17 protein-coding genes are annotated in these 18,698 nt (G+C 69.8%); 15 read left to right on the forward strand and 2 right to left on the reverse strand.

All coding sequences use genetic code 11. The annotated features are described in order from the left end of the window. The first annotated feature begins 193 nt into the window (after positions 1–193). The 6 genes from ACW4TU_RS28100 to ACW4TU_RS28125 all read left to right on the forward strand — a co-directional run bounded on the left by ACW4TU_RS28100 (position 194) and on the right by ACW4TU_RS28125 (position 4,570). The gene (locus ACW4TU_RS28100; protein ID WP_457417523.1) at positions 194–652 is read left to right on the forward strand and encodes an ATP-binding protein; all 459 of its coding nucleotides are present in this window, start codon (positions 194–196) and stop codon (positions 650–652) included. Positions 653–806: 154 nt separating this feature from the next. Beyond that, positions 807–1,088: a CinA family protein gene (locus ACW4TU_RS28105; RefSeq protein WP_457417524.1), complete on the forward strand. Its 282-nt coding sequence runs from the start codon at positions 807–809 to the stop codon at positions 1,086–1,088. Positions 1,089–1,645: 557 nt separating this feature from the next. Further along, positions 1,646–2,290 carry a hypothetical protein gene (locus ACW4TU_RS28110; protein ID WP_457417525.1) on the forward strand — a complete coding sequence of 215 codons (645 nt, stop codon included), beginning with the start codon at positions 1,646–1,648 and terminating at the stop codon, positions 2,288–2,290. After that, a complete protein-coding gene (locus ACW4TU_RS28115) occupies positions 2,275–2,577 on the forward strand; it encodes a hypothetical protein (protein WP_457417526.1) in 303 nt (100 codons plus the stop codon). The genes ACW4TU_RS28110 and ACW4TU_RS28115 overlap by 16 nt, the downstream gene beginning before the upstream one ends. Beyond that, positions 2,574–3,965 (forward strand): hypothetical protein, encoded by a 1,392-nt coding sequence (locus ACW4TU_RS28120; protein WP_457417527.1) that lies wholly within the window; start codon positions 2,574–2,576, stop codon positions 3,963–3,965. The genes ACW4TU_RS28115 and ACW4TU_RS28120 overlap by 4 nt, the downstream gene beginning before the upstream one ends. A gap of 5 nt (positions 3,966–3,970) precedes the next feature. Beyond that, on the forward strand, positions 3,971–4,570 hold the full coding sequence (locus tag ACW4TU_RS28125) for a hypothetical protein (protein WP_457417528.1): 600 nt from the start codon (positions 3,971–3,973) through the stop codon (positions 4,568–4,570). Here ACW4TU_RS28125 and ACW4TU_RS28130 read toward each other — a convergent pair. Then, positions 4,553–5,104 (reverse strand): hypothetical protein, encoded by a 552-nt coding sequence (locus ACW4TU_RS28130; RefSeq protein WP_457417529.1) that lies wholly within the window; start codon positions 5,102–5,104, stop codon positions 4,553–4,555. The two genes, ACW4TU_RS28125 and ACW4TU_RS28130, sit on opposite strands and share 18 nt — an antisense overlap. A gap of 255 nt (positions 5,105–5,359) precedes the next feature. Between ACW4TU_RS28130 and ACW4TU_RS28135 the strand changes: the two genes are divergently transcribed. The 8 genes from ACW4TU_RS28135 to ACW4TU_RS28170 all read left to right on the forward strand — a co-directional run bounded on the left by ACW4TU_RS28135 (position 5,360) and on the right by ACW4TU_RS28170 (position 16,206). Then, positions 5,360–6,742, forward strand: a complete 1,383-nt coding sequence (locus ACW4TU_RS28135) for a nitrate/nitrite transporter (RefSeq protein ID WP_457417530.1) — start codon at positions 5,360–5,362, stop codon at positions 6,740–6,742. 122 nt (positions 6,743–6,864) lie between these two features. Further along, positions 6,865–8,031, forward strand: coding sequence for a uroporphyrinogen-III synthase (locus tag ACW4TU_RS28140; RefSeq protein WP_457417531.1), 1,167 nt, complete (start codon positions 6,865–6,867; stop codon positions 8,029–8,031). A gap of 1,004 nt (positions 8,032–9,035) precedes the next feature. Continuing rightward, positions 9,036–9,647, forward strand: a complete 612-nt coding sequence (locus ACW4TU_RS28145) for a CGNR zinc finger domain-containing protein (protein WP_457417532.1) — start codon at positions 9,036–9,038, stop codon at positions 9,645–9,647. Positions 9,648–10,030: 383 nt separating this feature from the next. Next, positions 10,031–10,552 carry a sigma-70 family RNA polymerase sigma factor gene (locus tag ACW4TU_RS28150; RefSeq protein ID WP_044471680.1) on the forward strand — a complete coding sequence of 174 codons (522 nt, stop codon included), beginning with the start codon at positions 10,031–10,033 and terminating at the stop codon, positions 10,550–10,552. Positions 10,553–10,599: 47 nt separating this feature from the next. Continuing rightward, on the forward strand, positions 10,600–11,385 hold the full coding sequence (locus ACW4TU_RS28155) for an anti-sigma factor family protein (protein ID WP_457417533.1): 786 nt from the start codon (positions 10,600–10,602) through the stop codon (positions 11,383–11,385). A 149-nt stretch (positions 11,386–11,534) separates the two neighbouring features. Then, positions 11,535–13,856, forward strand: a complete 2,322-nt coding sequence (locus ACW4TU_RS28160) for a HelD family protein (RefSeq protein ID WP_457417534.1) — start codon at positions 11,535–11,537, stop codon at positions 13,854–13,856. 305 nt (positions 13,857–14,161) lie between these two features. Beyond that, positions 14,162–15,571, forward strand: a complete 1,410-nt coding sequence (locus ACW4TU_RS28165; protein WP_457417535.1) for an NAD-dependent malic enzyme — start codon at positions 14,162–14,164, stop codon at positions 15,569–15,571. Positions 15,572–15,924: 353 nt separating this feature from the next. After that, on the forward strand, positions 15,925–16,206 hold the full coding sequence (locus ACW4TU_RS28170) for an HU family DNA-binding protein (RefSeq protein WP_006374476.1): 282 nt from the start codon (positions 15,925–15,927) through the stop codon (positions 16,204–16,206). Between the two features lie 229 nt (positions 16,207–16,435). Here ACW4TU_RS28170 and murA read toward each other — a convergent pair whose 3' ends face one another. Continuing rightward, a complete protein-coding gene (gene murA, locus ACW4TU_RS28175) occupies positions 16,436–17,782 on the reverse strand; it encodes a UDP-N-acetylglucosamine 1-carboxyvinyltransferase (protein WP_457417536.1) in 1,347 nt (448 codons plus the stop codon). Positions 17,783–18,100: 318 nt separating this feature from the next. Between murA and ACW4TU_RS28180 the strand changes: the two genes are divergently transcribed. Then, a complete protein-coding gene (locus ACW4TU_RS28180; RefSeq protein ID WP_457417537.1) occupies positions 18,101–18,676 on the forward strand; it encodes a YqgE/AlgH family protein in 576 nt (191 codons plus the stop codon). The last annotated feature ends 22 nt before the right edge of the window (positions 18,677–18,698 follow it).

Genomic DNA, 18,698 nt, shown 5'->3' on the forward strand with positions numbered 1-18,698 from the left:
CGTGTTCACTCACAGGAGGGAAGTATTAAGCATTCTGCTCAATCGATGTTAATTGTTACATCGTGCCCTCTATGGTGGTTCCCGTAGCGCCCAACTGTCCGCGCCCATAAGCCGGAAGCGCACCTACCTAAGGCACAGCCACCGCCGGACGCAACGGTCGGGCAAGTACGTCCCCTTCCCTCCGGAGCCATTCATGGTCACCGTAGCCCTGCCCGACACCTGGGTGTACGCCCTCCGCCTCCCCCATGACCCCCGAGCCGCACGCGTTGCACGCATGACCGTACGGGCCGCTCTGAACGGTCACGGCATGCACGAAGTCGTCGACATCGTTGAGCTGTTGACGTCCGAGCTGGTCACGAACGCATACCGCCACACAAAGGGGCCCGCGTCCCTCCGCCTGACCGCCCTGGGCTGCGGACGCCTTCGGACCGGCGTATGGGACACCAGCTCCCACATCCCCGCTCCCTTCGACAAGCCGACCGGCGACCGCGTCACGCCCGCGCCGACGGACGCCGTGAGCGGGCGTGGGCTGCTGCTCATCCAGGAGTACGCCGACTCATGGGGCGGCTGGCCCCTCGGTGACGGCCTGCTCGACCGGGGCGCCGGGAAGCTGCTCTGGTTCGAGGTCGGCGGGAGGGGGGCCGGGTGCTGAATCGGGCAGCGGCGGCGGAATCGGGTTCGTATGGGCGGGGTCGTTCGCACGATCCGCTTGCGAAGCGGTACCGGCATACCGCTGTCGTGGCCGAGTACGCAGACGGAAGCAGCAGAGCGTCCTCCCGCTGGGGTTACGGGACGGAGCGGCTGCGATGGCGCTCGACGAGCTGGCCGGCCCCGAGGGCGGGTCCGTCGAGCTTCCGCTGGAGCTCGCGTGGTTCGGGCTGCGTGCCTTCGACCTCGGTGATGTGAAGCTGAGGCTGGGGCTGTACCGGCTCGTCCTCAACAACGGGTCCAGGGATGATTTCGTGCGCTACCTCAACCGCGAGCATCTCGGTCGGCACTGGCCGATCCTGCGAAAGATGCTGGGGCGTGGCGTGCGTGAAACGTGGGAGGAAGCCTTCCCTGAGCTCCGGCGCCCCGGCACAGCATGAAGCTGCCCGCGCTGCACCGCCGTTTGCTGGCGGATGCTCTCGTCGCGGGCGGTGACTACGAGCTCGCCCTCGCCGGTGGCTACGCCGTACAGGCTCATGGCCTGGTCGCTCGCCTCAGTCAGGACTTGGACTTCGCGCCTCGGTACCCTGGGCAATGACGGACATCGTTTCGTCTCACGGACGGCCTGAGCGGCAAGGACTGGGCGGTTTCGGTGGTGGATGTCAGACCGCTGAAGGCGCGGCTCCTCGTCAGGGATCCCGACAAAACAGAAAGGAGGCCCGCGAGGTCCTCCTCAAAAAAGCCCTGTCCCGTCGTTCTGTTGCCTTGGACGTCGGGCCCGTCCTCGATCTCGAGGACCTTGTGGTCATGAGGGTATGTGCCCTTGGTGATCGCGGTCTGCCGCGTGACGTGATAAATGTGCACGCCGCCTGCTACTACTCCGTGATCGAACTCGCGCAGTTACGCCCCCGCGCCCTCGACGGCTCGCTCTGGTGTCCGCCACCCCCGCCCCGCTACCGTGGCGCTGCCGCGCACGACCATCGAGAGAACGAAAAAATTGAGCCAGAAACCGCCTATCGCCCCGTCCCGCGGACGTGCGCCGGTCTTCGGGCTGATCACACCCGAGGACTGGTACCGCATCCCGCTCCAGCCGCATGCCCGCCGTGAGGCGTCCGTCGCCGCGCTGATCAAGCGGCAGTTCATGGGCGTCGACGACCAGCCGATCCTGCGCCGCAGAGCCGAGGAACAGCTGCTCGACACGGCCGCCGCCGGGGTCGAGCAGGGCGGTGTCGTGCTGTACCTGTCGTTCCTGGAGGTCAGCGGCATCCCGCTGTCCGCCTCCCTCCTGGTCTCGCACCTCCACCAGAAGTTCGACGGTCTGGACGCCGTCGCCGCGCTCGCCGGTTCGGGCGAGGTCGAGCTGGTGACGCTGCCCGCCGCCGGACGGGCGGCCCGGCTGGTCCGGCGCGAGCGGTCCAAGCAGTCGCGGAAGCTGGGGTCCGAGTTCGAGGACACCGTCGTGGAGTACTTCGTACCGGTCCCGGACCGTGAGGAGGTGCTGATGCTGACCTTCAGTACTCCACTGGAGCCCATCGCGGACGCCATGGTGGGGCTGTTCGACGCGGTGGCCGGTACCTTGCGGTGGCAGCAAGTCGACAACGTCAACAAGGGGGAGGAAGAAGAGGGATGGGCGAGCGACTGAGGGTCGACCTGGCCGACCTGGAAACGGCCGGCACCGGTCTGCGGACGGTGGCGACCGAATTGGAGGGGCTCGACAAGCTCATGGACGCGTACGACCGCCGTACCGTCGGGCATCAGCAACTCCACGAGCGGCTGCAGGACTTCTCGGACGGTTGGGACGACAACCGCAAGAAGATGATCGAGGAGATCCAGGGCCTCGGGCAGGTCGCCCACGAGTCCGCCAAGGCGTACAAGCAACTCGACACCGCGCTGTACGACGCGCTTGTGGGCAACGGGAAGAAGAAGTGAGTCGCCCTGCGGACCACCGGTGGGAGGTACTGGGAGAGAACGCCGACCCGGTGCCTGGAGACGTCCACGACCTGCAGGCACTCTCGCGCCGGTTCGAGGCCACGGCTAAAACCATCACCGACACGACCGAGGCGCTGCGCCGGCTCGGGAACCTGGAGAGCTGGGACTCCGAGGCAGGGAAGGCCTTCGCCGAGAAGGCCGACGACACAGCGAAGACAGTGAGCAAGGCGCACGACCGCTACGCCGGCGCCGCGTCCGCGCTCAAGACGTACTACACAGACCTGGAGACCATCCAGGAGGACGCGGACAGGCTCCTGAGTCAGGCGGAGACGAAGGACGGAGACCTGACCACGGCCAGGTCCGGTGCTGGCAACCCGCCCAAGGGCACCACAGACGGCGAGCAGAAGAAGCTCGACAAGAAGGTGACCGACCTCCAGGACGGTCTGGACGACCTGCGTGGACAACTCGCCGACGTGAAGACCCGCCACAAGGAGGCCGGCGACAAGGCGGCCAGGGCGATCCACGACACCACGGAGGGCGACGGTCTCAACGACGGGTGGCTGGACGATCTGCGTGACTCGCTGAAGTTCATCAGTGATATCACCGGAGCGATTGCCGCGGTCTGTGGAGTGCTCGCCCTGCTGGTCGGCTGGATCCCCATCATCGGGCAGGCCCTGGCCGGCGTGCTGGGCACCATCGCCCTGGTCATGACGGCCATCTCCCTCGTCTGCCACGTCCTGCTGGCCATCAACGGCGATGGCTCCTGGGGCGACGTGGCGATGGACGTCCTCGGACTGGCCACCTTCGGCATCGGACGCGTCTTCTCCTCGGGAGCCAAGCTCGCCAGCACGGTTGGGCGCAGCCGGGTCTGGCAGGCCGCGGCGCAGTACGTCCGTGGCTGGAACCCGGGCATGGCCTCGGCGGCGCGCCGTGCCCTCGTCGAGTCGATGGTCGGCTCACGTGCCGGAGCGACCGTCGGTGGGGCGCTGCCCGACGTGTCACTGGCCGCCGCCTTCCGGGGCCTGCCCCGCTCCTTCGCGGACGACCTGGGCACCATCCGCAGCAACTGGCGGGACGCGTTCAAGGTCGGCGACAACCTCTCCGCTGCCCGCGACGCCTACACCGCGGCCGGACCACGCGGCCTGGCCAGCATGTACGTGGGTCCGGGCATGGTCGACGAACTCGGCCGCATCAAGAACATCGACCCGACGGACCTGAGCTTCATCGGCACGCCGGACGCGTTCAAACAGGCACTGTCGTACAACGGCTGGGCCCTCGGTGGTACGGGTACGGGTGCGGCTTCCGACACCAACAGCTTCTTCGGCCTGTTCGGCAGCGAGCCCGAGATCGACGTGACGGGCTCGGACGCGTCGCTGGCAGGGAGGTGAGTCCCATGACGGTCCCTGGTACGACGGAGACGGACTGGCGCGAGTGCTGCGTCGAACTGCCCGCCCCGCACAACTGGCTGGTGTTGGATCTGCGAGACGAAGACCCCGAGGCCTGGGCGCGAGTTACCGCCGCACAGCACCTGGCCGAGGGATCCCGCCCCGAGTGGTACGACGCCTTCGCCGAAGACCTCCTCTGGTACTGGGGCGCGGCGATACGCCAGGGTGCGCTGTGTGCGGCGCTGCTCGCCCCGCCGGACGGCCCGGTCATCGCTGCCCATGTGGTGCGGGAGTTGCGGGTCCCGCCCGAGGAGCTGAGCGTCAGCGCGTTGCGCGCGGAGGCGGAGCGGGCGAAGGGGCCGTTCTTCGGCGCCCAGACCCTCGCGGAGGTCGAACTCCCGCTGGGGCCGGCGCTGCGTGTGCACCGTATGGAACCCACGGCCCCTGAGGCCGACACAGGCGAGATCGTGGAGGGAGTGGCCCACTATGTCCTCCCGCGCAGGCACCCCACGGCACTGGAGTGCCGGCTGTTGTGGGCCTCCCTGGGCCTGGGCGAGGAGTTGGGCACGATGGCCGACGAACTGGCGAAGTCACTCCGACTGAGGTGACCCCGGGCGCCCGCGTGCTGTGATCCGTTTGCCGACCAGGTCCCCGAGCCCGAGCTTTTCCCAGGGCAGCATCGCCAGCGGCATCCAGCTGAATCCGACGGCGAAGACGCTGACGATGTTGACGACGCCCTGGGGGAGGAACCTGCCGAGCTGGGCGACGAGGAGTGCGACGAGTAGCAGGTAGAGGTCGAAGACGATTACAGCGAGAACCCTCCGCAGGGTGGCCACGGGCCCCACCCTGGGCTTCTCCTCGTTCCCCTTGACCATCGCGAGGACACCCAGCGGCAGCATCAGCCCAGTGACACCGCCGATGGCGATCCCCCCGATGATCAGGGCGATCCGCCCGTCCTCGGGCACCAGGCCCGACAGCGACGAGCTGTCCACCGCCTTCAGGAGAACGGCCACGCACGCGAACGCCCCGCCCACCGTCGTCGCGGCGACAAAGAGGAACCCTGCCGCGAAGAGAACCTTCCCGGCGAAGGAGCGCTGAGCAGCCTGTGCCTTAGGCCCGTCGGACCTGGACTCGGCGGACATGGACCCTCCCGTTCCCTGTGTGGGGTCCGGTCGAGGATAGCGGGACCCGGTACCCCTCAAGAGGCACCGCCGTGCTCTGGCCGTGACCTCCGTCTGCGTAACCTCTCATCCCACCTCCTCGCGGGGTGAGAGCAAAGTTCCCTTCCGGTCACCCACAGCCACAGGGCGGAAACGCGCTCTGCCTACCTTCGGGACTCATCACCGCTCAGCACCCCAAAAAGAACCACCCGAGCCCCGGACCACCGTGGAGGCGTCATGACAGCCCCTAGTTCAGCCCCCGCACCCGGCAGGGGAGGCCGCTGGATCGAGCACTGGGATCCCGAGGACGAGGCCTTCTGGAACGCGACCGGCGAGAAGGTCGCCCGCCGCAACCTGTACTTCTCCGTACTCTCCGAGCACATCGGCTTCTCCATCTGGACGCTGTGGTCCGTGATGGTGCTGTTCATGGGACCGGAGTACGGGCTCACCCCGGCCGACAAGTTCTTCATCGTGTCGATGGCCACGGCCGTCGGCGCCGTCGTCCGCGTCCCCTACACCTTCGCCGTCGCCCTCTTCGGTGGCCGGAACTGGACCATCGTCTCCGCGTCGCTCCTGCTCATCCCGACGATCGCGGCGTTCATCGTCATGGAGCCGGGGACCTCGTTCAACACGTTCCTCGCCTGCGCCATGCTCGCCGGCATCGGCGGCGGCAACTTCGCCTCCAGCATGACCAACATCAACGCCTTCTTCCCGCTCAGGAAGAAGGGCTGGGCCCTCGGGCTCAACGCCGGCGGCGGCAACATCGGCGTCCCGGTCGTGCAGCTCATCGGCCTCGCCGTCATCGGCGCGAGCGGCGGGCCGCGGGTGCTCCTCGGGATCTACATCCCGCTCATCCTCATCGCCGCCGTCCTCGCCGCGGTCAAGATGGACAACATCACGTCCCTGAAGAACGACACCGGCGCCGCCAAGGACGCAGTCAAGGACGCGCACACCTGGATCATGTCCTTCCTCTACATCGGGACGTTCGGGTCGTTCATCGGCTACAGCTTCGCCTTCGGCCTCGTCCTGCAGACCCAGTTCGGCCGTACGCCGCTCCAGTCCGCGTACGTCACCTTCATCGGCCCGCTGCTCGGTTCGCTGATCCGGCCCGTGGGCGGCGCGCTCGCCGACCGCTTCGGCGGGGCGAAGATCACGCTGTACAACTACGTCGGCATGGCCGGCGCCGCCGGTGTCATCGTCTTCGCGTCCACCCAGAAGTCGCTGCCCCTGTTCACCGTCGCCTTCATCGCCCTGTTCGTCCTCTCCGGCCTCGGCAACGGCTCGACCTTCAAGATGATCCCCGGCATCTTCCAGGCCAAGGCCCTCGCCAAGGGACTGGAGGGTGAGGAGGCCGCGGCCTACGGCCGTCGCCTGTCCGGCGCCTCCATGGGACTCATCGGTGCGGTCGGCGCGCTCGGCGGGCTCGGTATCAACCTCTCCCTCCGCCAGTCGTTCCTGAGCGTCGGCTCCGGCACCGGTGCCTTCGTCGCCTTCCTCGCCTTCTACGGGGTCTGCTTCCTGGTCACCTGGGCCGTATACCTTCGCCGCCCGTCCGGTGCACAGGCCACCGAAACCACATCCTCGGAAGCAAAGTCGCAGCTCAGCTACGCCGAGGTGTGAGCCTCGCCCGAAGCGAGTTAAGTAACACCAGCGACATGAAGTCGAACCGAGCCTGTCACGCGCCGTTGACAGGCTCGTTCGGCACGCTTGTGCGGACGTGACCCGACTGCGGGACGAGAGCCATGTACGACGAACAGCAGCGACCAGAACACGGGCCACCCGACCACGGCCCCCTCGCGGGGTTCACCGTGGGTGTCACCGCCGCGCGTCGGGCCGACGAACTCGGAACACTGCTTCAGCGGCGGGGCGCCGCCGTGGTCCACGCGCCCGCTCTGCGGATCGTGCAGCTCGCCGACGACAGCGAGCTGCTCGCGGCCACCAAGCAGTTGATCGGCCAGGCGCCGGACATCGTCGTCGCCACCACCGCCATCGGTTTCCGGGGCTGGATCGAGGCCGCCGACGGCTGGGGGCTGGGGGAGGACCTGCTCGCCTGTCTCGGCGGCGTGGAACTGCTGGCGCGCGGGCCCAAGGTCAAGGGGTCCGTCCGGGCCGCCGGGCTCAAGGAGGAGTGGTCGCCGTCCTCCGAGTCCATGGCCGAGGTGCTCGACCGGCTTCTGGAGGAGGGCGTCGAGGGGCGCCGTATCGCCATCCAGCTGCACGGCGAGCCCGTGCCCGGCTTCGTCGAGTCGCTGCGTGCGGCGGGCGCCGAGGTCGTCGGTGTGCCCGTCTACCGGTGGATGCCACCGGAGGACATCGGCCCCGTCGACCGGCTCCTCGACTCCACCGTCTCGCGCGGCCTGGACGCGCTCACCTTCACCAGCGCCCCCGCCGCCGCGTCCCTTCTCTCCCGCGCGGAGGAACGGGGCCTGCTCCCCGAACTCCTCGCCGCCCTCCACCACGACGTCCTCCCCGCCTGCGTCGGCCCGGTCACCGCGCTGCCGCTGCAGGCCCACGGCGTCGACACGGTGTCCCCCGAACGCTTCCGGCTCGGCCCCCTCGTACAGCTCCTCTGCCAGGAACTCCCGGCCCGCGCGAGGGCGTTGCCCATCGCCGGGCACCGGGTCGAGATCCGCGGGCACGCCGTCATCGTCGACGGCGCCCTGCGACCCGTACCGCCCGCCGGGATGTCCCTGATGCGGGCGCTGTCCCGGCGGCCGGGGTGGGTCGTCGCCCGCGCCGAACTGCTGCGCGCGCTGCCCGGAGCCGGCCGCGACGAGCACGCCGTGGAGACGGCGATGGCCCGACTGCGCACCGCCCTCGGCGCGCCCAAACTGATCCAGACGGTCGTCAAACGCGGTTACCGGCTCGCCCTGGACCCGGCAGCCGACGCCAAGTACTCGGACGCCTGACCCCGGCCCGCGAGCCTCGGCGCGCGGGCCGGACAGGCCGCCACCCCCGTCGACAGCACGACCCGTACGACGTTCCAGGCACCACCCGCGGCACCTCGAACCCCGCGCGTACGTCGGCGATCCGCACCAGATCACCGGCGTCCGCCAGGGCGCCGCGAATCGTCCTGCCCACCGCGAAGGCGAGGCGCGCGGCAAGGGGCGAACGTACGCGAGCAGCGCGGCCCGCACCCGCTGGTGCGCCGGGCGTCCGGCTGCCAGGCGGCTGTGCGGGCCTCATGCCCATCGCGAAGGCGAGGCGTACGGGCGAGGGGCGTACGTGGGCGACGCGGCAGACTCCTGTTGGTGCACCGGGTGCCCGGGTGCCGGGCGGCTGTGCGGGCCTCATGCCCATTGCGATGGTGAGGTGCACGGCAAGGCGTACGCGAGCGGCGCGGCACACTCCTGCTGGTGCACCGGGTGCCCGGGTGCCGGGCGGCTGTGCGGGCCTCATGCCCATTGCGATGGTGAGGTGCACGGCAAGGCGTACGCGAGCGGCGCGGCACACTCCCGCTGGTGCGCCGGGCGTCCGGCTGCCAGGTGGCTGTGCGGGCCTCATGCCCACCGCGAAGGCGAGGCGCGCGGCGAGGGGCGGGCGTACGCGAGCAGCGCGGCCCGCACTCGCTGGTGCACCGCGCGCCCGGTTGCCAGGCGGCTGTGCGGCCTCCGGGAAGTCGCGCCCGTAACGGGCGCGGGGCGGTGCCGCCGTGAGCCGCCCCATCGGTCCGCAGCGGACGAACCGCGTATCCGGCGGGGCGCCCGGCGCCGGACGTCCTGCCCTCCGGCCGGCCATCGCGTCCGCACCCGTGTCATGGCCCAGGCGCGCGCGGTCACCCCCGCACAGGGGGTTCCGGCCGCGACAGCGGGCAGGCACTGTAGAGGGAACGGTTCCCCTGACCCCCTCACTGGCATCCCACCGACATCCCGGCTGCCCCGTACGGTGGCGACTCCTAGGCGGTGACAGGCACATGGCATCGGAGACGACCGTGGCCACAGCCTCGTACGAGCTGCGTTTCGACGCCGGGCGGATCTGCCTGGACCTGCTGGCGACCGCCCACCCCGACGAACGGCTCGGCGCCGTCGAGCCGCTCCGCGCCTGGATCGCCGCATCCGGACTCGTCCCGGCGGGCACGCCCCTGCATCACGCCGACGCCTCCTGGGTCGCGCACTTCCGCGAACTGCGGGACCTGACCGGCCGGTTGACCGGGCAGTGGGTGCACAGCCCGCCGGCCACCGAGCCCCGCCCCCTCGACCAGGCACTCACCCGCCTCAACGAACTCGCCCGCCCGGCGCCCCCGGCCCCCCGCGTGGTCCGGGGAGAGGACGGCACGCTCGTACGGGAACTGCACGGGCCGCCGGACTGCGCGGCCCTGCTCGGCGCGGTCGCCCGGGACGCCGTGGAACTGCTCACCGACCCCGTGGCACGCGCGTGTCTGCGCCAGTGCGAGGGCGACAGCTGCTCGATCGTCTACCTCGACACCTCCCGGGGCAGACGGCGCAGATGGTGTTCCAGCGAGATCTGCGGCAACCGGGAACGAGTCGCGAGACATCGGCGACGGGCCGCCCTGGCGCGCGCGTAGACCGGTTCCAGCACGCGCGTGGATCCTTCGCGCAGACCCTCCGCAGATCGCCCGTAGCGGGTCATCCGGGCGGAATCGGGCCTGTCAACTCTCAAGGGTTGCAGTGAGCTTGGTTACACGTGAGTTTCCAGTCGGCGCGCCGCGGGCATCGCCCCGAACTTGCCAATGTGGCGAAAATGTAAAGCACTTGCGGCAGGAATGTGCTCCCTTGTCCCTCACGTCGGGGCCGGACAAAGAAAGTTGTGGTCACCCGTTGAACATCCCGCATGTCACTTCCGTACTTGGGGGTGAGCGACCGACCGGGGGAACCCGGGACAGCGGAGGTGGGCGTGCGTAAGGATTCCGTCGTGGCCAATGAACAAGCACCGAGGGCCCGACATCGCATGTCCCAGCCCTCGGAGCCCGACGAGGACCTGATGCGTGCGCTGTACCGAGAGCACGCGGGGCCCCTGCTGGCGTACGTCCTCAGGCTGGTCGCCGGAGACCGGCAACGAGCCGAGGACGTCGTGCAGGAGACACTTATCCGTGCCTGGAAGAACGCCGGTCAGCTCAATCGAGCAACCGGTTCGGTACGCCCCTGGCTGGTGACGGTCGCCCGGCGCATCGTCATCGACGGCCACCGCAGCCGGCAGGCCCGGCCGCAGGAGGTGGACCCGTCGCCGCTGGAGGTGATCCCCGCGGAGGACGAGATCGACAAGGCGCTGTGGCTGATGACGTTGTCGGACGCGCTCGACGACCTGACCCCTGCCCACCGGGAGGTCCTGGTCGAGACCTATTTCAAGGGACGTACGGTGAACGAAGCCGCCGAAACGCTGGGCATACCCAGCGGAACGGTGCGCTCACGAGTCTTCTACGCCCTGCGTTCGATGAAGCTCGCACTAGAGGAGCGGGGGGTGACGGCATGAGTATTTACGGGGGGTTCGGAGCGGGTAGTCCTGGTTCCATGCGAGGAATGCAGGGTTCCCAAGGCCCGAACGAACACGAGACAGTAGGCGCCTACGCCCTCGGCATCCTCGACGACGCGGAGGCCACGGCCTTCGAGGCGCACCTCGCCGGCTGCGAGTGGTGCGCCCAGCAGCTCGACGAGCTGGCCGGGATGGAACCGATGCTGGCCGCACTCGCGGACCTGCCCGGTGCCCAGGGATCTCCCGCCATCGGTGAGTCGCTGTCCGCCCGCCCGAGCCCACAGCTCGCGACACGGCTGGTCGACGAGGTCGCGGAACGGCGTGCGAGCAAGCGCCGGCGCAGCTTCTACATGGTGGCCGCCGCGGCAGCCCTCATCATCGGCGGCCCGACCGCGGTGTTCGCGACGACCGGCGGCGACACCACCAGCCAGGCCACTCCGTCGCCGACGGTGACGACGGCGAAGGTCACCGGCTCCGCCAAGGACGCCTTCGGTCTCATGCACGACCGGGTCTCCGCCACCGACCCCAACACCAAGGTCACCGCGACCGTGGCGATGGAGTCGAAGGCCTGGGGAGTCAGCGCGGTCCTGGAGCTGGGAGGCGTCAAGGGTCCACTGAAGTGCTCCCTGATCGCCGTCGGCAAGGACGGCTCGCGCGAGACCATGTCCAACTGGTCCGTCCCGACGGCGGGCTACGGCATCAAGGACGCCACGACCGAAGCCGCCCGCAACCCGCTCTTCATCCACGGCGGAACGGCCTTCAGCACCGACGAGATCGACCACTACGAGGTTGTCGACTCCACCGGCAAGAAGCTCGTCGAGGTCGACGCCTGACCCTTTACCACCCGTTCCACCGCCGCTCCGAGACCGCCCCAGGACGCCTCGTACGAAGACTCGTACGGTGTCCTGGGGCGGACTCGTAGCATCAGGGCCTCTTTTTCGCGTACGGTTGACGGCTGCCCAGCACGTCAGAAGGGGGCCCGGTGGCCGCTCAGGCTCAGCAGGAAACGGCGCTCGTGTCGGTCGAGGACTCCTCAGTACAGGACTCCGTCCGCGACCGCGAGATCAGCGTCGAACAGGAACACCTGGACCGGGTGTACCAGCGTCTTGAGGAGAAGATCGACGAGGCCGAGTTCCTCATGCACGACGCGGCCAAACGGGGCCAGGTCGGCACCCCCGGCGCGCTCGCCGAACGGGACGCCCAGGTGTTCCGTGCCGGCATCCACCTCAACAGGTTGAACAACGAGTTCGAGGACTTCCTCTTCGGCCGTATCGACCTGCTGCGGGGCATGGACGGCAAGAAGGGCCCGGACGGCGCCTACACGGCCGTGGAGGCCGCGGAAGGGGCCGTGAGCCCCGACGGCACCGCCGACATCGCCGAGACCCTCCACATCGGCCGTATCGGCGTCCTCGACCAGGACTACTCGCCCCTCGTCATCGACTGGCGCGCACCGGCCGCCGCGCCCTTCTACCGCTCGACCCCGGTCGACCCGGGCCGGGTGGTCAGGCGCCGTGTCATCCGGTCCAAGGGCCGGCGGGTCCTCGGCGTCGAGGACGACCTGATGCGCCCCGAGCTGACGGCGTCCCTCGACGGCCGGCAGCTCGCGGTGATCGGCGACGGCGCCCTGATGGCCGCGCTCGGCCAGGCCCGCAGTCACACCATGCGGGACATCGTGTCGTCCATCCAGGCCGAACAGGACCTGGTGATCCGGGCCCCCGCCGCCTCGGTGACGTACGTCGAGGGCGGGCCGGGCACCGGCAAGACGGCCGTCGCCCTGCACCGCGCCGCCTACCTGCTCTACCAGGACCGGCGACGGTACGCGGGCGGCATCCTGATCGTCTCCCCGACGCCCCTCCTGGTGGCGTACACGGAGGGCGTCCTGCCCTCCCTGGGCGAGGAGGGCCAGGTCGCCATCCGCGCCATCGGGTCCCTCGTCGACGGCGCCGAGGCCACCCTGTACGACGCCCCGGCCGTGGCCCGCGCCAAGGGCTCGTACCGCATGCTCGCGGTGCTGCGGAAGGCCGCGCGAGGCGCCCTGGAGCAGGACGACTCGCCGACGGTGACGAGCCGTCTGAGGGTCGTCGCCTTCGGCCGCCGCATCGAACTGGAGGCCCCCGAGCTGGCCCGCATCCGCGAGTCGGCGCTCAGCGGCACGGCCCCCGTCAACCTGCTGCGCCCCCGCGCCCGCAGGCTGCTCCTGGACGCCCTGTGGGCCCGCTCGGGCGCGCAGAGCCGCCACACCGACCGGGAACTGGCCGCGGAACTGCGCTCCTCCTTCGACGAGGACGTCACGAGCGAGGACGACTTCATCGCGTTCCTGGATGCCTGGTGGCCGGAACTGACCCCCGCGTCGGTCCTCGCCGCCATGTCCGACGAACGCCGCCTCGGCCGCTGGGCCCGCCGCATCCTCAACCCGGGCGAGGTCCGCCGGGTCGCCCGCGCCCTCAAGCGCGAGGGCCTCTCGGTCCACGACGTGGCCATGCTGGACGAGCTGGGCGCGATCCTCGGTGCCCCGGCCCGCCCCCGCAAGAGGCGTGAGGCGGATCCCCTGGACCAGCTCAGCGGCCTGGAGGAGCTGATGCCGGTACGGGAGGAGACGCAGCGCGAACGGGCCGAGCGGCTCGCCGAGGAGCGCACCGAGTACGCCCACGTCATCGTCGACGAGGCCCAGGACCTCACCCCGATGCAGTGGCGCATGGTCGGCCGCCGCGGCCGGCACGCCACCTGGACGGTCGTCGGTGACCCGGCCCAGTCCTCCTGGTCCGACCCCGACGAGGCTGCCCAGGCCCGTGACGAGGCCCTGGGCAGCCGCCCGCGCCGCCGCTTCACCCTCACCGTCAACTACCGCAACCCGGCCGAGATCGCCGAACTGGCCGCCAAGGTACTGGCCCTGGCGATGCCGGGCTCGGAGTCCCCGAGGGCGGTCCGCTCGACGGGAGTGGAGCCGCGCTTCGTCGCCGTACGGGGTTCGCTCGCCCAGTCGGTCCGTGACGAGGCCGCCCGGCTCCTCGACCTCGTCGACGGCACGGTCGGCGTCGTCGTGGCCATGAACCGCCGCGACGAGGCCGCCCGCTGGCTGGCGGGCCTCGGCGACCGTGTGGTGGCCCTGGGCAGCCTGGAGGCCAAGGGCCTGGAGTACGACGCCACAGTGGTCGTCTCCCCGGCGGAGATCGCCGACGAGAGCCCCGCGGGCCTGCGTGTCCTGTACGTCGCCCTGACCCGGGCGACCCAGCAGCTCACGGTCGTGTCGGCGGACCGCGACGAGCCCGATGCGCAGGGGGTGCCCGACCTTCTCCGAGACTGAGGCAAAGACAGTGGCCGATGGGAATTGCCTTACGGGGATCGTTTGTTACCGTTGACGTTGGCACCGGCTCGATCCAAGCCCCCGGGCCCAACCTTCGTCGCTACGAGCGACCACTTGCCGCGAGGCGAGCATGGCGGGTCGGTGCCACTGAACATGTAGAGGTCCACGCCACGAAAGTGGCGTGGACCTCTCTTTGTTGAGAACAAAACGTTCGCAATCGAGGCCCCGCTACCAGCTACTCCACGGTAGGTGCGACGATCGGACGGCAAACCAAGCATCAGGGTGAAAGCAGAAGGAAGTCGGCCATGGCAACGGCGCCCAGCGTCTCCTACTCGATCACGGTCCGGTTGGAGGTGCCCGCGAGCGGAACCGCGGTCTCCCAGATCACCACCGCCGTGGAGTCCTCCGGAGGCTCGGTGACCGGCCTCGACGTCACCGCCTCCGGTCACGAACTGCTCCGGATCGACGTCACCATCGCGGCGACCTCGACCGCGCACGCCGACGAGATCGTGCAGAAGCTCCGCGGCATCGAGGGCGTCACCCTCGGCAAGGTCTCGGACCGTACGTTCCTCATGCACCTCGGTGGCAAGATCGAGATGGCGTCCAAGCACCCCATCCGCAACCGTGACGACCTCTCCATGATCTACACCCCGGGCGTGGCCCGCGTGTGCATGGCGATCGCCGAGAACCCCGAGGACGCCCGCCGCCTCACCATCAAGCGCAACACCGTCGCGGTCGTGACGGACGGCTCCGCGGTCCTGGGCCTCGGCAACATCGGCCCGATGGCCGCCATGCCGGTCATGGAGGGCAAGGCGGCCCTCTTCAAGCGCTTCGCCGACATCGACGCCTGGCCGCTGTGCCTGGACACCCAGGACACCGACGAGATCGTCATGATCGTCAAGGCGATCGCCCCGGGCTTCGCGGGCATCAACCTCGAGGACATCTCGGCCCCGCGCTGCTTCGAGATCGAGGCCCGCCTCCGCGAGGCCCTGGACATCCCCGTCTTCCACGACGACCAGCACGGGACCGCGATCGTCGTCCTCGCCGCCCTCACCAACGCCCTGCGCGTCACGGGCAAGGCGATCGGTGACGTCCGGGTCGTCATGTCGGGCGCCGGCGCGGCCGGTACGGCCATCCTCAAGCTGCTGATCGCGGCCGGCGTCAAGACCGCGGTCGTCGCCGACATCCAGGGCGTCGTCCACGCGGACCGCGCGGACCTGGTGAACGCGGCCCCGGACTCCCCGCTGCGCTGGATCGCCGACAACACCAACCTGGAGGGCCTCACCGGCACCCTCAAGGAGGCCGTGCGCGGCGCCGACGTCTTCATCGGAGTCTCGGCCCCGAACGTCATCGACGGCGACGACGTGGCCGCGATGGCGGAGGGCGCGATCGTGTTCGCGCTCGCGAATCCCGACCCCGAGATCGACCCGGCGATCGCCCGCCAGACGGCCGCCGTCGTGGCCACCGGCCGGTCGGACTTCCCGAACCAGATCAACAACGTGCTGGTCTTCCCGGGTGTCTTCCGCGGTCTGCTGGACGCGCAGTCCCGCACGGTCAACACCGAGATGATGCTCGCGGCGGCGACCGCACTCGCGAACGTCGTCACCGAGGACGAGCTGAACCCGAACTACATCGTGCCGAGCGTCTTCAACGACAAGGTCGCGGGCGCGGTGGCGGGTGCGGTGCGGGACGCCGCGAAGGCGGCGGCCGAGTAGTTCCCGGTTCCCGGTGCCGTATATGTGACGGTTACCACGGGCCCTCGTACCGGCGCGTCGGGGGCGTCCTGCCCCCGGGCGCCTCTAGGGTGGCGGCCAGGTTCAGCCTGTCGGCCCCGGCCGCTGACGCTTTCCGTCCGACTCCCAAGGGTGTTCGTGTGACTCCCAGGGGTGCCGGATTGGCTTTCCCGCCGCAGGTGGGGGCAGGATGCGTCTTCGGGCGTGAGGGTCCGACGGCGGACCCGGGTCCGGGGACCCACCGAGGACCCTGGCAGCATCGGCTTCGCTGTGCCCCCCATGCGGCTCCGCCGCGGGGCACGCCTCAACAGCAAGAAGAACACGGGAGTAACAACATGAACCGCAGTGAGCTGGTGGCCGCCCTGGCCGACCGCGCCGAGGTCACCCGCAAGGACGCCGACGCCGTTCTGGCCGCGTTCGCCGAGACCGTCGGTGAGATCGTCGCCAAGGGCGACGAGAAGGTCACCATCCCCGGCTTCCTGACCTTCGAGCGCACCCACCGTGCCGCTCGCACCGCGCGCAACCCGCAGACCGGCGACCCGATCGACATCCCCGCCGGCTACAGCGTCAAGGTCTCCGCGGGCTCCAAGCTCAAGGAAGCGGCCAAGGGCAAGTAACTCGCCGCGAGGCTTGCAGCAACGCCAATGGGGCGGCTCCCGGACTTCGGGAGCCGCCCCACCGTTGTGTACTCAGGAAGTGCGGTTATCCGAGCGCCTTGCCCGGCAGCTCGACCTTCGCGCCCAGCTCCACGAGCTTCTCCATGCTGGGCCTGTCCGGGGGACGACCCCCGGGCCCCCAGCCGAGACCCGGAACAGGCCTGGGCGGGAGTGGTGGGGTGGAGGGCGGTTATCCGAGCGCCTTGCCCGGCAGCTCGACCTTCGCGCCCAGCTCCACGAGCTTCTCCATGAAGTTCTCGTAGCCCCGGTTGATCAGGTCGATGCCGTGCACCCTGGACGTCCCCTGGGCGGCCAGGGCGGCGATGAGGTACGAGAAGCCGCCCCGGAGGTCCGGGATGACCAGGTCGGCGCCCTGGAGGCGTGTGGGGCCCGACACGACCGCCGAATGGAGGAAGTTGCGCTGCCCGAAGCGGCAGTGGGAGCCGCCGAGGCACTCGCGGTAGAGCTGGATGTGCGCGCCCATCTGGTTGAGCGCGGAGGTGAAGCCGAGCCGGGACTCGTAGACCGTCTCGTGGACGATGGAGAGGCCGGTGGCCTGCGTCAGCGCGACGACCAGGGGCTGCTGCCAGTCCGTCTGGAAACCGGGGTGTACGTCCGTCTCCAGGGCGATCGACTTCAGCTGACCGCCGGGGTGCCAGAAGCGGATGCCCTCGTCGTCGATCTCGAAGGCACCGCCCACCTTCCGGTAGGTGTTCAGGAACGTCATCATCGACCGCTGCTGGGCGCCGCGGACGTAGATGTTGCCCTCGGTCGCCAGCGCCGCCGACGCCCACGACGCGGCCTCCAGACGGTCCGGGAGGGCCGCGTGGTTGTAGCCGTCGAGCTTGTCGACCCCGGTGACACGGATGGTGCGGTCCGTGTCCATGGCGATGATCGCGCCCATCTTCTGCAGTACGCAGATGAGGTCCTCGATCTCGGGCTCCACCGCCGCGTTGGACAGCTCGGTGACGCCCTCCGCCAGCACCGCCGTCAGCAGGACCTGCTCGGTCGCGCCCACGGACGGGTACGGCAGTGTGATCTTCGTGCCGCGCAGCCGCTGCGGAGCCTCCAGGTACTGCCCGTCCGCCCGCTTCTCGATCGTCGCGCCGAACTGCCGCAGCACCTCGAAGTGGAAGTCGATGGGCCGGCCGCCGATGTCGCAGCCGCCGAGACCCGGGATGAACGCGTGCCCGAGGCGGTGCAGCAGCGGACCGCACAGGAGGATCGGGATACGGCTCGACCCCGCGTGCGCGTCGATGTCGGCGACGTTGGCGCTCTCCACGTGCGACGGGTCCATGATCAGCTCGCCGGGCTCCTCGCCCGGACGGACCGTCACCCCGTGCAGCTGGAGCAGCCCGCGCACGACACGGACGTCACGGATGTCGGGGACATTGCGCAGTCGACTTGGCGCACTGCCCAGCAGGGCGGCGACCATGGCCTTCGGTACGAGGTTCTTCGCACCGCGGACACGGATCTCGCCCTCCAGCGGGGTGCCGCCGTGGACAATCAGTACGTCGTCTGTGCCGTTGAGCGTCATGTATCTCGCGTTCCGATGAGTTGGGCGGGGGTGTTGGCGGGCCCCCGTCGTGCTGGACGCGGTCGTTCAGGCCGCGGTCGTACATGCACGCGCAGGAGCCGAAGAGCAAGGGTAAACGCCGCACACCCCCCTTCTGTAAGCCCAAGCGCCACCCAGCCGTGTCATAGCTTTGCCACAACACGAACCGTTCGCCGCCGGGCACATGCGGTCACCGGCGCAGGCGCGCGCCCGTCCCGCTCCGATGCGCCCCGAGCCGGCTTCACCCAGGTACCCCGATTGGCTCCCCTCACGGGGGGAAGATGCGAGATCATGTCTCGCATGACCGAGGTGTCCTCGCTCACAGGGCGACTGCTCGTGGCAACGCCCGCCCTGGCGGACCCCAACTTCGACCGCGCGGTGGTGCTCCTTCTCGACCACGACGGCAAGGGTTCCCTCGGCGTGGTCCTCAACCGTCCGACGCCGGTCGACGTCGGGGACATCCTGGAGGGCTGGGCGGGACTCGCGGGTGAACCGGGGGTCGTCTTCCAGGGCGGCCCGGTGGCCCTCGACTCGGCGCTCGGCGTCGCGGTCATCCCCGGCGGCGGGGTGTCAGGCGAGCGCACCCCTCTCGGCTGGCGGCGCGTGCACGGCGCGATCGGCGTCGTCGACCTGGAAGCGCCCCCGGAACTGCTCGCGAAGGCGCTCGGATCGCTGCGTATCTTCGCCGGGTACGCGGGCTGGGGACCGGGGCAGCTGGAGGCCGAGTTGGCGGACGGCGCCTGGTACGTCGTCGAGTCGGAGCCCGGAGACGTCTCCTCCCCGTCCCCGGAACGCCTGTGGCGCGAGGTCCTCCGACGCCAGCGCAGCGAACTGGCGATGGTCGCGACGTATCCGGACGACCCTTCGCTGAACTGACGGGTGTGACCTTCAGTACCCT

Source organism: Streptomyces kryoterrae, from assembly GCF_054072135.1.